Raw genomic sequence first — 13,800 nt, forward strand, 5'->3', positions numbered from 1 at the left:
TGTGGCGATTATCCTTATCGCAGATGATGATGACAACATCCGCAAGCTAATGTCTTTGTTTTTACGAAAAGAGGGCTTTGAGATCAAAGAGGCGAACGATGGTGCCAAAGCGCTGTCCATTGTGGAGAACTCACGGGTAGATCTCGTTATTCTCGATATTATGATGCCAGGATTGGATGGCTGGGATCTGTGCAGGGAAATTCGGCGCTGGGATGCCAACCTCCCCCTCCTGATGGTGACAGCTAAATCCGAGACCGCGCATAAAGTAAAAGGCTTTCAACTGGGGACAGATGACTATCTGAGCAAACCATTTGATCCGCTTGAGCTGGTCATGCGGGTAAAAGCACTGCTTAAACGTTCGCTGGTGGTCACTTCCCAGCTAGTGCAGGTTGGCAGTGTCGTTCTCAACCGCCGCACGTTTGAGGTTACTCGCGGAGACGAATGGGTCAATATGCCGCTTAAGGAGTTCGAACTACTGTTTTTGCTGGCGAGCCATCCCGGACAAATCTTCACAAGGGAACAGCTGATTCAGCAAATCTGGGGACTCAACTATGATGGAGACGGCCGGACCGTGGATGTTCATATCAGCCGACTGCGAGAGAAGTTTACCATTAAGGATGGACCCTTTCAAATTGAAACGGCCCGGGGTCTCGGATACCGGCTGATTCTGCAGCCATGATCAAGACCCTGTATGTGCGTGTTATTATCACGTTCCTGGCCATTATAATATTCAGTTTGCTATGCTCCTTATTAATAGGCCTGTACGTTTTTCAGCAACAGATCAGTTACGAGGGGCAGAATGATATGATCAGTGTGGGCAAAGAGATCATTCATCGCTATGATGACGCCAAGCCCACTGATACGGATGAGTTCCTGAGGAGTATGGTAAAGGTATCTGCCCATCCGATTCATTTGTTCAATCATTCCGGCGAACATATCTTTTACGGACTTAAAGATAATCCGGCTGTAATCATTAATCCCGAAGCCGTTAAACAAGTGCTGCAAGGACAGTATTACCGTTCCACCACTGAAGATCATGATACGTTCATCGGCATGCCGTTTCTGTTAAAAGGGGAGTGGCAGGCAATGTTCCTGCAGTATTCCGCCGAGAACGAGAATATCGTCAACCGGATGATGTTTTTTGTATTGCTGCTTGTGCTGCTGCTCGGAAGCCTCTGTATTCTCATTGCTGCCAGATATCTGGTGGAGCCAATCAAAGCATTGACCCGGGCGACAAGAAGGCTGGCCAAGGGTGATTTTGAGGTAGAGCTAAAGGTCAATCGGGTAGACGAGATAGGGGAATTGACACGAAGTTATGTGGAAATGGCCGGGGAGCTTAAGCAGTTGGAGCAGATGCGGCAAGATTTTGTATCCAATGTCTCGCATGAGATCCAGACCCCGCTTACGTCGATTTCCGGATTTGCCAAGGCCCTGCAAAGTCATGATCTGATCGTGGAAGAAGAGCGTAATGAATACCTTGAGATTATCATAGCGGAAAGTGGACGGCTGTCACGCCTCAGTGATAATTTGCTGAAGCTAGCTTCACTCGACTCCGAGCATCATCCCTTTAATCCGGTGTCCTTTCATCTTGATGAGCAGATCCGCACCATTGTTGTGACTTGTGAGCCGCAATGGTCGTCCAAGGGCATCCTCATTGATCTTGATTTGCCGGAGGCTGTCATGATTGAAGCGGATGAAGATCAACTGAAGCAAGTATGGATGAATCTGCTTAGCAATAGCATCAAGTTCACCCCACAAGGTGGGAATATTCGTATTAGGATTGACGTCGGTGCATCAGAAATAGCCGTTACCATAAGCGATAGCGGCATCGGGATCTCCCCGGAGGAATTCAGTGCTGTATTCCAAAGATTCTATAAATCCGACAAGTCGCGGAACGGAAATAACAATGGCAACGGACTGGGACTTGCGATCGTTAAGAAGATTGTAGCGCTGCACCAGGGGAATATCGAGGTGAACAGTAGAGTGGGAGAGGGCACGGCGATTATCGTCAGACTGCCCCTCTCAGTGCCCGGTGTCAGCGGGAATGACGAACGCCGTGCATGATGAAATCCTTGAATTGCCGGTCGGTGGTCCGATCCTCTTCCGTAATCTGGCCCCCGCGCTGGCGGGTAATGATCACAGCTTTTTGCAAATACATGAAATACAGGTGGGTGGACTTCAGTAGGATGTCTATCCACCTTGTTTTGTCTTCCGGCGCCACCGGCACCGTTTCCGGTTGCAGAAGCCTTGCGGACCAGCCCTGCATAGCTTTCTGAAAATCTGGTAACTCGGCGGGATTCTTGGAGAGGGTGCTGTAATAGACTCCGAAAATAGCGTCGTAATAAATCAATGATTCGTTCTCTTCTCTTAGCGCCAAATATTTGTCCAGAATGACCTCCAGGGACTGCTCGGGGTGTTCAAAATTAAAGTCAAACAGCAGCTGTCCGAACATCCGCTCCAGATTCTCAACATAGATTTGGACAGCCAATTCTTCCTTATCCTTATAGTGATGATACAAGGTGCGCCGGGAGATGCCAGCTTCTTCGGCAATCTGAGCCATATCGGTGCGCTCAATGCCCTGGGCATTGAATAGTGTCAGCGCTGCACCCTTGATCATCTCCCGCGTCATTTGCATCTGTTTTTCACGCAGCTTCATTAGCGTTTCTCTCCTGCCTCTTTCCAGAATACCTTCCTTTCAATCGTACTGGACTTCTTCCTATTTCTCAAGGAACTCGCTGCCGACCGAATAGCGTTTCTGGTGGTTGACCGCATCACCCAGCCAATTCAGAAGTTTAATCCCATCCTGTTCGGCCTGATAGAAGGTGTCCCGGGTGGCAAACGTATGCGGGGTGGTACCTTTTTCCTTATCCAGTCCGTAGTCGGTCAGATAGTAGTAGTAATTCGGCAAGGAGGTCGCCAGCGTACGGACAGAGGTCCGCATTTGTCGTGACCATGCATCTATGTTCTGCTGATCCAGCGGTCCTGAGTAATCATTGATTTTGTTCTGAAAGTGAATCAGGACCTCGTCAAACAACGAATAGGACTGCAATAATACTGCATTGTCAGGTAAAAGATGGCCGTTTGCTGTAAAAGCCGCCCCGATGATATCCGGATTAGCCTTATACCCAAAGGTTTTGGTGAAGTCTGCATGCCATTCCTGGTCAACCACGTTGGGCCATTTATCCGATTGAAGGAAAGAGCTGTCGGAATACTGATAAATCTCTGAGTCCTTGTAATGGGAGGCGATTTCCTTTGCCCAGAAGGCAGAGCCGAACCCGCCCGCACTTTCGCCTGCGATCAGCAGTTTGCCGGGGTTGTCAACGTTGGCATAGATCCAGTCCAGACTACTCCGTACATTGTTGCTCCCATTATAATGCATCGTGAAGGGAGTGCCGTCCTCTTTAGTATATTCAGCGCTACGGTTGCCGATATGAAAATCACCGGTTGTATAAGGGAGGTAGACGACATTCCATCCATGAAAGGGGTTGGCGGGATTATCAGTATCCATCATTCCTTGCAGCAGACTTAGCATATAGAAGGGGATGTTTGGAAAATAATTACCTGTATCTCCGCCTCTAATAAAATTCATGAGTTTGATGGGGTGCGCGGCACTCTTGGCATCCCAGCTTGCTCCACCCCCGGAGAAGAAGATAATCCAGTTATTATTTTCTCCTTTTTTATTCCATAGAAAATATTCGGAACCGTCACTGGAAATCACATTTCCATCCAAGTTCATTTTATTCCACTTGTATGGCTTAACATCTGCAAGCTCGGGGATGGTTGTCGGCCGTTTGATCACGAAAGCGCTGATGATCACTACAGCGATCAAAATCAAACCCAGCAAGCCAACCCCAGTAAAAATTGTGATTTTGGCCAATTTCCTCATCTGTATCACTCCTTGGAATGAGTATACATGAAGATAAATGATTACACAATGTGTGCAATGAAAACTGATGAATCTCCTTTATGCATTATTTTAGAGTGCAACTGTGACCTGATCACAACAAACAGCCGGGCAAGGTGGTGATCTCCCCGCTCCGGCTATTGTATCTTAGATTTTTTATTATGGACGGTTTAACAGGTTCTGCACATCCTCTGCCACCTTCAGGTTTGCGTTCAGACCTGTGTTAATCCAGTAATCCCGATCCACGCTGAACACATGATCGGCTTTGACGGCCTCAAGGTTCTTCCACACGGATGTATCATAGATGGAAGCCAGCTGTTGGTTCTTCAGCGGATCGGCACCGTCAACTTGCATGAGAAAAATATAGTCGGCTTTCAATTCAGGCAGGCTCTCGAGGGAGATATCCTTCCAGTCGTTGCCTTGTGCTCCCGGAGGTACCTCTAGGCCCAGACCATCATAGATGACCTTACCGCTATAGGTATTTTCCTGCATCAGCGAGAAGGACTTGTCCGAGATGAGCATGATGGCTGCACTCTTGCCGGCTGTTTGGTCCTGGAGTGCGGACTTAATCTCAGCAATTTTGGTATCGTATGCCTGCAGGGCTTCTTTGGCCTGTGTGGTTCGATTCAACAGATCGCCAAGGGTGAGAAGCGTCTTTCTCCAGTCTTTGGTCGCGTCTTGAAAGACATAGGTCGGAGCGACTTTCGCGTATTTATCATACGCTCCATCCTGTACCCGTACCGCGAACGGCACGATGAACAAGTCCGGTGTGAAGCTCAATACAGCTTCGGGGTCCAGGCTGACAAAGTCCAGCTTAGGTACATCCTGCAGTTGTGGCTGCAGATACTTCAGGAGCAAATCACCCGCTGACCACTGAGCGACTGGCTTGACGCCAAGGGCCAGTAGCGCGTCCTCCAGATAGGGAGCAACAATACGCTGAGGGTTGGCAGGTATGACCACGTTGTAACCCAAGTCGTCCTTGACCGTGCGGGGAGCGTTATCCGTAGACGAATTAGTTGTTGCCGGGCTGGGTTCTGGTACCGCTGAGCTCGTAGCTTCTGTCTGTGTCGCGGTTTCCTTGGCTGCAGTAGAAGCAGGGTCTGTGCTGCTGCAGCCGTATAACGCCACAGACAAGAGTAGAGCTACAGTGGCTAGCTGAAATTTTTTAGTATAAAACATGCTTTCCCTCCTGAGACTGAGAATCAATATCACTCAAAACAGCATACCCGTTTACCCTGCAAACTGACCATAGTCAATGCTAGGAATTAGGATGGACGATCCAAGGAAAATAACTTGATTACTGCTCTGAGTATCCGCTCATGTCCCATCGCCGAGTAGTCGAACCACGGGTCCGGCTGGATTTGCTGTACATGTCTATTGCGGACGGCGGTCATGTACTGCCATTCGGGCATTTGGGTAAGGTCTTGCCAAAGCGTTCTGGCTTGTGGATCGGAACCAATAGCTACAAGGAGGCGATCGGGATTAAGAGCAATCAGCTGCTGAATGGATAATATCTCGTAGGCAGGTTCGGTGCTTTCCGAGTCGGGAAGCCTTAAGCCCAAGTCCCCGTAAAGCACAGCACCTAGATTGCGACCGCCGAACCGGTGAATTGACCCATTCAGTATATGAATCGCCAGAATACTCCCGTCCCGAAGTCGCTCCTTCAGTTTGCTGCGGATCGTAGCCGCCTTGATCTCGTATTGGGTCAGCCAGCGCTCCGCTTGAACGGTCTCCCCGAGGAATTGGGCAACGATGAGTAAGTGTTGCCGCCAATCCTTCTCCCACCACGGCACATAAAGTGTAGGAGCAATTCGTTCCAGTTCTCCCCGTCCAGCTTCGGGCAGCCAGTCACCAGCGATGATAAGATCTGGTCTGCCCGCCTGCAATGCCTCCAGATTGAAGAGCATATTATTCTCCATGGAAGGGTCCTTGAGGTGAACTGGAATTTGTTGCTCATATTTGTGTTTATAAAAGAGGCAGAATTCCCGGTCAAGTGGCGCCGCGTAAGGGATATTTTGCAGTGCCAGCATTTGTCCGGTCATGGGATAGTGGAAGGCTGCGATCCGGTTGCGATCCCGCTCAGCATAGCGGGAGGGGGACATTCCCGTCGCTTGCTTGAATTGGCGGCTGAAATAGAACGGATCTTTATAACCGACCGTCTCTGCGATCTGATGGGTGGGCGCTTCAGTCTGCTCCATCAGCCGCTTGGCGGCATTGATCCGTACGGAGGTCAAGTATTCTATCGGGCTTCTGCCGACAATTTTTTTGAACAGCTCCAAATAGTAGGAAGGGCTGATGCCTGCCATTTCGGCAAGGCTTTTGACAGACATGACTTCTGCATAGTTACTCTCCATATACTCTCTGGTATGCTCCACTGCGGTTCTGGCATCGTGAACAGCTTGTCGATCAATCCGGTACAGCTCATACAAAAGCTCTTGAAAGTATATCTGGCCACGGAATTGCAGCAGTGGATCATTCGCTTCGGATAGCTCTACGACATGTTCACAAAGTCTTATATATGAGGCTGCTGCTGGAAGAGTAATGGACCACTTCACCGGGTTGTCTTCCTGCTCTATTAGAAAAAGGTAACCCTCCAGCGACGCGCCAGCAGATTGAAGCGAGTCGATACTTTGGGTATCTAGTACGGTAAAATAGGTTGTATTCCCTTGCCACCGGGAGGACTGGGATTTGGTAACGACAAGAAGCATGTCGACAGAAGGGGCTGGGACTGGCAGGTTGCCCGTGGTTGCAGCCAGGTCGCCTTTTAGTCTGGCAGCACGAAGCAATTTACGTAAGACGGGTGAATAATCAAGCTGTTTTTTCAAGTGAGGTCCGCCTTTCGAGATAAGCTACTAATGAATGATAATATTTCTCAATTATCCTGTCAAAGTCGAAATTTTGTTGCCCTTGTGCGAAGTGGAATCCTGGTGGAGCGAATATGGTTTCTTAATTCCAATGGGAATACTAAAAATAATAATTGACATCCTTATGGTGCAATTATAATATTTCAATATAATATTAAATTATCACATGATAATAATATAGAGACTGACCTGACAAACGGAGGTCTCATTTTCCCTACAATGGGGAGAGTGAGATCTTTTTGTTGTGTATAACTCCCGATAACATTCATTAACTTAATGTATTTTTACTGGAAAGGTTGGGTAATTGGCTATGGCAATGAATGTGAATCTGAATCTGAATGCTGTGGAATTCAAAGAGGTCAGCGTTCATACGCCGAAAGGCTTGCGTCAGCAGAGCCAAGGTGGAGTATGAAAATTACACGCGTAACGGCTAACTACTATTCCTGGCCCCGCGCACGGCCAATATCGAACGGTTCGCATACATGGAGCGATGTGGTGCGCTGCGTACTCAAAATAGAGACGGATGAAGGTATCACCGGCTACGGTATCGGCAGCGCTTCAGACGGAGAACGGCAGCTACGTGAGGCATTCGCCGTACGTTTGATCGGGATGGACCCACTAATGACCGAGCGAATCTGGTCCACGTTGTGGGACAGCAAGCTGAATGGACGGCGGGGCCATGAGACCGCTGCACTGTCCTCTATTGATATGGCATTGTGGGACATTAAGAGCAAATACGCCGGTTTGCCCTTGCACCGGTTGCTTGGGGGCTACACGGACAAGATGCCTGTCTACATCACGGGAGGCTACTATATGGACGGCGAGGGCATCACAGAATTGCAGCGTGAGATGGTATCTTATGTCGAGCTAGGTGCACGTGCTGTGAAAATGAAAATCGGGCGCCTGTCCATCCGTGAGGATGTGCAGCGTGTGCGTGCTGTACGCGAAGCCATAGGGCCGGACATTGCCCTTATGGTGGATGCCAACGCCTCGTACCGTTATTTTGAGGCCATTCAGATAGCTAAACGTCTTGAAGAATATGATCTCTTCTGGCTCGAAGAGCCGGTAGCCCCTGACGATTATGCAGGGTATGAAAAGATTGCTGCGCATACCAGCATCACACTGGCTGCCGGGGAGCAGGAATATACCAAATACGGTTTTCGGGATTTAATAGAGACCGGCGCAGTCGGCATTCTCCAGCCAGATGTCCGCTGGATGGGTGGAGTTACGGAGTTCAGGAAAGTGGCTGCTATGGCTGAAGCCAGTGGGCTGGCCATTTCGGCGCATGGCGATCACCAGATCAATCTGCCGCTGATGGCCTCGATCTCCTGCGGGCTCTGGATGGAATATTATCCGGCTGCGTTCGATCCCATGCTGGCAAGCTTTTATACGGAAGGGGCTGTTCTGGATACGGAAGGTTGTCTTCAAGTACCGGAGGTTGTGGGCAACGGGTGTACACCGGACGAGACCCGATTAGCGCCTTACCAGGTGAAGCTGTGAGGCTCTGTCGGTATTTGATATCTTAAAGGCACGGGTGGTCACGGTTGTAACAAAGAAAAGACTGAAGAATCACAGTTTAATGAAATACATGGGGACTGGCACCGAATAGTTGAAATACGCGTTGGAGGGTGGAGAAATGAGCAAGACGACGGCACATCGGGACCACGAGATTGTTCGGGTGGAACCGATTCTGGCGGATATGCATGCTTTTGTGGAAATTGAGACGGCAAACGGCCTGGTCGGCGTTGGCGAGATTGGGGTATGGTCACATCTGGAAGCCGCGGCTACACTGGCAGAGAAGGCTGGACATTACTTGACCGGGCAGAGTGCTGACCGGATTGAATATCACTGGCAGGCGTTAAGCCGTTTTGGCAGCTATCACGGCTCCATTCTGATGGGGGTTGTATCCGCGATTGATATCGCGCTATGGGATCTGAAGGGACAACGACTTGGGGTACCTGTGCATGAGTTGCTTGGCGGCGCATTACGCGACCGCGTCAGAGTGTACGGCCAGGTCAGAGGAGCAGACCAGGAAGAAGTGATAAATAATGTCACGGCCCTTAAGGAAGCGGGCTTCACAGCTGTAGGACATCTGAATCCGTTCTTGGACGCTTCCTCGGACATTCCGCTGAACGCCACTTATGCCAAGAGGATGTCCTCGGCACTGGAGGTGCTGCACGCTGTACGTGAAGCTGTAGGCGATGATCTCGACCTCGGCATCGAGTTGCATCGCCGTCTGTCACCCGGCGAAGCGATCAGCTTCGCACGGTCATTGGAATCCGTACAGCCGCTGTTCCTCGAAGACCCGATCCGGCCCGATTCCTTAGAGGCCATGGCTGAGGTCCAGCGTTCGATTGGCGTACCGATTGCCACTGGTGATCGGATCTACTCGCTCCATGAGTTCCAGCGGCTGCTTCAAGCAGGGGGTGCCCGCTATATCCGGCCCTGCATCGGATTATGCGGCGGCTTTACCGGGCTGCGCAAGATTGCTGCGCTGGCGGAAGCTTACGATGTGCAGATTATTCCGCACAATCCGTTCTCACCGGTTATGCTAAACGCTAATCTGCATGCCGCAGCGGCGCTGTCGAATTTTCTGATTCTCGAATATCCGACAGCGAGCTATATTGACCATACGTTCAGTACGTCACTGCGCGGCGCCTCCATGGTTACTTCGGTTCCGACATTCGATGCTGGCTATGTGACTGTCCCTGTCTCTCCCGGACTTGGCACTGCCCTTGCCCCAGATCTTAAGGAGAAACATCCCCCCAGAGAAATCCCGATCAAGCTGCGCCACCATATCGACGGTTCGCTGGTGGAGCATTAGGGTAGAGGTACGTACACCCTTAGTAGAGAAAAGTGAAAGAGCGTCTAAGCGTGGTATCAGGTCGATATCCTGATCAAGTGAGTGGAGCATCGTTATAATACGCATTACAATAACAAACAAAGCCCGGAACCTATTTCCGAAATGCAATTAACGGCATTTTTGTACCCTAAATACTCTGCAATACCCCTTTTAGCACGCTTTTTGGAAAATATGATACTTCATGCTCTTATTTTCTTGATTTACCTCTATTCAAGAAATATAAGGCACAAAAATGCTGTTAGTTGAGGGAGTAGACTAGACAGGCAAAGACCCATGAGGGGCCTTGCCTGTCTTTGTCTTTTCACACAGAGACTTGACGATTCTATACCTGCTGTTTATGTTTAAATCATTTGAGGACGAACAACCCTGGGATGGAGGAAGCCCTGCGTGAAATTACAGCAATTCAAATATGCGGTGGAGATTGCCGATAAAAGCTCTTTTAGTGAAGCCGCCAGAAGCCTGTTCATCTCCCAGCCCAGCCTCTCCAACGCCATTAAGGAACTGGAGGAGGAGATTAATCTCTCCATCTTCATTCGTACCCATAAAGGGGTCAGCGTGACGAAGGAGGGGGCGGAGTTTCTGAGCTATGCACGGCAGATGCTAGAGCATTATCAGCTCATGGAAGAGAAATATCTGCACTCGAAGCCAGCCAAACAGCATTTTTCCGTATCCACGCATCACTATACGTTCGCTATTAATGCATTTGTGAATCTGATCAAGGAACATGGCGCTGATGAATATGAGTTCACGATCAGAGAGACGAAGACCTATGACATTATTGATGATGTCGGAAACTTGCGCAGCGAGATCGGTGTGTTATATATCAACACTTTCAACGCCCGGATTATCCTAAAACATCTCAAAGAAAACGATCTGGTCTTCTCCGTGCTGTTCACTGCTCGGCCACACATCTTTATCAGCACTCAGAATCCGCTGGCCCAACGGACAAGCGTGACGATTAAGGATTTGGAGGAGTATCCCTACCTGTCCTTTGAGCAAGGCGACAATAATTCCTTTTACTTCTCGGAAGAGATTCTGAGCAACCTGGAACGCAAAAAGAGCATTAAAGTGACCGACCGGGCGGCGGTTGTCAATCTACTGATCGGGCTAAATGCGTACACAATTTCGACGGGGATTATCGGGGAGGAGATTCATGGCGATGATTTTATCGCGATCCCTCTGGAAGTGGAGGAGGAGATACAGATCGGGACCATCAGGCATAAGAATATGAATCTGAGCCGCCTTGGAGAACGATATTTGGAAGAATTACAGTGTATGGTCAAGGACCTGGTCTAGCGCGTGCAGAAAAGTTAAATGGCTATGCTTGCTTTAAGGTATAGTTTTTTGCTATGGAACACCATAGTTATTGGGATTTACCCTATAGAGGAAGAGGCCGACTATAATTTCTTGTACATGAGCAGCAGGCTGAAAGGTATCTTTCAGAACACTGAGGCTTGGAGCGGGAAAGGATGGTACGGCATGAATAGGCAACATAGTGAGAAGGAGAAAAAGCTTGGCGTCTGGACACTCAGCGGTCTGATTATCGGTCCCATTCTGGGCTCGGGTATCTTGATGCTGCCCCCTACAATCTACGAACTGGTCGGGGAGTGGGCGATTGTTGCTTGGCTGATCATAATCGGGGTCAGTTTGCTGACGGCTTATATTTTCGGGGCGATCAGTATCCGTTATCCCGGCGATGCGGGTATTGCCAATGCGGTGAACAGCGCGTTCGGAGGACAGATCAAAGTATTGTCTTCCTTGTATTTGATTACGGGTGTGTCAGTCGGAGCGGCAGCTGTCTTATTGACAGCGAGTGAGTATTTGTCACAGCTTGGATGGGGAGACCCCTTTTATATCGGATACGGTTTGACTGCGGTATGTGTGCTGCTGCTATTTTGCAGAATTACTTTTGTTGGAAAAATATCGCTGCTGATGTCGACAGTCTCTGCCGTGGTCTTATTCACGGGTTCAGTCGTTAGCCTGTCCAATCATCCTAAGGTCTTCGCTATTACGGATAATTTCCAGCCTCAATCCTTCGGGTATGCGGTGTTGATTCTCTTCTGGGCGGTCTTTGGGTGGGATATCATCGGGAATTACACGGACGAGGTGAAGGATATCCGCAAGACGACCCGCAGAGGGATGAGTCTAAGCTTTATCGTTATTGCTGGTGTGTATCTGGTAGTGGCGGCGGCTATGCAGTGGAGTGACCCGGCCGGTGATGGGGGAGGACATTCCCTTGGAGGAATTATGTATCCGTTGTTCGGAGAGCAGGGGCAGCAGATCATTGCCGGGCTTGGCGTCTTCCTCTGTGCCTCTACCTATCTGTTATATGTAGGAGGAATATCGCGGCTGACTGCTTCTTTGTCTGGAGATAGGATTTTGCCGGCTTTTCTTGGACAACGCACGAAGCACAATACCCCTTTTGCGGCCATTGGCATCATCGGATTGGTGAATGCAGGGGTTATTCTGTTCATGCAGCTTGGGGCTTATGATATTAGCGTGCTGGTTCTGATCGCGAATAGCTTTCTGGGGATGAACGCGCTGATCGGAATACTGGCAGGGATTAAGCTGCTAAAAAGCAGAGTGGTTGCTATATTGGGAGCTATACTTTCCTTGTTCCTAGTGGTCGTCATCGGAATGTATTCCTCTCGCAGTCTGTTGTTGATCAATATTGTGCTCTGCGTCTTCTTTAGCTACAGGGAGTGGAGGAGCAGGGGGCTGCATTCTCAACACTAACTAGAGCATATTCAGGACAAAAAGCAGGGCATACTCTTGATAAAAAAGCGTCCTCGGCGAGCAAATGCTGCCGATGACGCTTCTTTCGTTACTCTTTAACCTCTGGAGAGGTTGCAAGTCTAGTCGCCAACGCCAGGATCATTTCCCTGTCGTCTACAGTTAATTGATCCAGCAGATGCTTGCGCACGGCTGCCGCATGAATAGGGCGGGCACTGTCAATCGCCGATTGGCCTACCGCTGTGATAACGACCAATACCCCTGGCTCCGAAGCCAGTGGCCTCCGCTCAATCAAGCCCCGTTTCTGCATTCTCGTAAGATGATGGGACAATCGGCTCTTGGACCATTTCATAGAGTCTGCAAGATCCTGTTGGCGCAGCTGGCCCTCGCCAAGCTCACTCAGGCGGGATAGTACGCCAAAATCACCCTCAGAGAGTCCCGTTTGCTCTGCAATTTCCTGGGCAATAGCATTCATCGCAGCCGTGTGCATGGATTTCCAAGCATGCCATATATTCAGTTCATCCGTATTTAAGTTAGTGTTCATGTGAATCATAGTATCATAGCCGTGACAAGATGAACAAGCATTACACACCTGGTTGACGCATCAACTTAAGAGGTTTATAATTCAAATTGAAATTCAGGTTGACACATCAACTCAAAAGGAGCAGATCATCAATGAATCCATCTTCACAAGTAGCCCTGGTTACGGGAGCCAATAAAGGCATCGGTAAAGCCATCGCCGAAGGATTAGCTAAACAAGGAATCATCGTCCTGATAGGTTCGCGCAATGCTGAACGCGGGGCCGTGGCCGCAGCTGAGCTTGCCCAAGAGGGAATCGTCCATAGTCTTCAGCTTGACGTCACAGATGCTTCATCTATTCAGGCTGCGGCTGAACACATTGCTGCTCAGTATGGCAAACTAGATATTCTAATCAACAATGCAGGAACTAATGTCTCACGCAACAAGCCAGGGGTTGCTACCCTGGAAGAGTTCCGTGAAGTATACGAGACCAATGTGTTCGGTGTGGTGGCCGTCACCAATGCGCTATTGCCACTACTGCGACAAGCACCGGCGGCCCGGATCGTTAATATCTCCAGTCTGCGCGGCTCTCTCGGCGCGGAGGGTGCTTTTACCGGACAGCCTTCGATCTCCTACTCCTCATCCAAAACAGCGCTGAACGCACTTACTGTCCACTATGCTAGAGAACTTGCGGATACACCGATCAAAGTTAATGCGGGTGCACCCGGCCATGTGGCGACAGATTTCAACGGGCACAGCGGAACCCGCACGCCGGAGGAAGGGGCGGCCATTGCGATCCATCTGGCGACACTGGATGAGAACGGGCCAACAGGCGGTTTTTTTGATGATAAGGGTCCAATTGCCTGGTAAATGACCTCTGCCCAGTAGTCATCACCTTTCAAAGTTAGAAATAACTA

Annotated in this window: 12 protein-coding genes; 7 read left to right on the top strand and 5 right to left on the bottom strand. The window is 49.6% G+C overall.

Annotation, left to right across the window (positions count from 1 at the left end):
• Position 1: 1 nt before the first annotated feature.
• On the top strand, positions 2-679 hold the full coding sequence (locus ACFVRY_RS05840) for a response regulator transcription factor (RefSeq protein WP_387498250.1): 678 nt from the start codon (positions 2-4) through the stop codon (positions 677-679).
• A gap of 125 nt (positions 680-804) precedes the next feature.
• Positions 805-2,064 carry a HAMP domain-containing sensor histidine kinase gene (locus ACFVRY_RS05845; protein ID WP_387498252.1) on the top strand — a complete coding sequence of 420 codons (1,260 nt, stop codon included), beginning with the start codon at positions 805-807 and terminating at the stop codon, positions 2,062-2,064.
• On the opposite strand, the gene ACFVRY_RS05850 is transcribed toward ACFVRY_RS05845, so the two are convergent.
• From ACFVRY_RS05850 to ACFVRY_RS05865, 4 genes are all read right to left on the bottom strand, one after another.
• Positions 2,036-2,656, bottom strand: coding sequence for a TetR/AcrR family transcriptional regulator (locus ACFVRY_RS05850; protein WP_387498254.1), 621 nt, complete (start codon positions 2,654-2,656; stop codon positions 2,036-2,038). The genes ACFVRY_RS05845 and ACFVRY_RS05850 overlap by 29 nt on opposite strands.
• 60 nt (positions 2,657-2,716) lie before the next feature.
• Complete coding sequence (locus ACFVRY_RS05855) at positions 2,717-3,886, bottom strand: pectin acetylesterase-family hydrolase (protein ID WP_387498256.1); 1,170 nt, start codon at positions 3,884-3,886, stop codon at positions 2,717-2,719.
• A 177-nt stretch (positions 3,887-4,063) separates the two neighbouring features.
• The gene (locus ACFVRY_RS05860; protein ID WP_387498258.1) at positions 4,064-5,083 is read right to left on the bottom strand and encodes an ABC transporter substrate-binding protein; all 1,020 of its coding nucleotides are present in this window, start codon (positions 5,081-5,083) and stop codon (positions 4,064-4,066) included.
• Positions 5,084-5,169: 86 nt separating this feature from the next.
• Positions 5,170-6,729: a helix-turn-helix domain-containing protein gene (locus ACFVRY_RS05865; RefSeq protein ID WP_387498260.1), complete on the bottom strand. Its 1,560-nt coding sequence runs from the start codon at positions 6,727-6,729 to the stop codon at positions 5,170-5,172.
• Between the two features lie 447 nt (positions 6,730-7,176).
• Between ACFVRY_RS05865 and ACFVRY_RS05870 the strand changes: the two genes are divergently transcribed.
• The 4 genes from ACFVRY_RS05870 (at position 7,177) to ACFVRY_RS05885 (ending at position 12,367) form a co-directional block, all read left to right on the top strand.
• A complete protein-coding gene (locus ACFVRY_RS05870) occupies positions 7,177-8,268 on the top strand; it encodes a mandelate racemase/muconate lactonizing enzyme family protein (RefSeq protein WP_387498262.1) in 1,092 nt (363 codons plus the stop codon).
• Positions 8,269-8,404: 136 nt separating this feature from the next.
• Complete coding sequence (locus ACFVRY_RS05875) at positions 8,405-9,592, top strand: mandelate racemase/muconate lactonizing enzyme family protein (RefSeq protein ID WP_387498264.1); 1,188 nt, start codon at positions 8,405-8,407, stop codon at positions 9,590-9,592.
• 426 nt (positions 9,593-10,018) lie between these two features.
• Positions 10,019-10,927, top strand: a complete 909-nt coding sequence (locus tag ACFVRY_RS05880; RefSeq protein WP_387498266.1) for a LysR family transcriptional regulator — start codon at positions 10,019-10,021, stop codon at positions 10,925-10,927.
• Between the two features lie 183 nt (positions 10,928-11,110).
• Entirely contained in the window at positions 11,111-12,367 is a 1,257-nt protein-coding gene (locus tag ACFVRY_RS05885; RefSeq protein ID WP_387498268.1) for an APC family permease, read from the top strand.
• 88 nt (positions 12,368-12,455) lie between these two features.
• On the opposite strand, the gene ACFVRY_RS05890 is transcribed toward ACFVRY_RS05885, so the two are convergent.
• Complete coding sequence (locus ACFVRY_RS05890; protein ID WP_387498270.1) at positions 12,456-12,908, bottom strand: MarR family winged helix-turn-helix transcriptional regulator; 453 nt, start codon at positions 12,906-12,908, stop codon at positions 12,456-12,458.
• Between the two features lie 131 nt (positions 12,909-13,039).
• On the opposite strand from ACFVRY_RS05890, the gene ACFVRY_RS05895 reads away from it, so the two are divergent.
• Positions 13,040-13,753, top strand: a complete 714-nt coding sequence (locus tag ACFVRY_RS05895; protein WP_387498272.1) for an SDR family oxidoreductase — start codon at positions 13,040-13,042, stop codon at positions 13,751-13,753.
• The last annotated feature ends 47 nt before the right edge of the window (positions 13,754-13,800 follow it).

The sequence above is a fragment of the Paenibacillus sp. NPDC057934 genome, from assembly GCF_042887565.1.
Lineage (GTDB): Bacteria > Bacillota > Bacilli > Paenibacillales > Paenibacillaceae > Paenibacillus_AQ.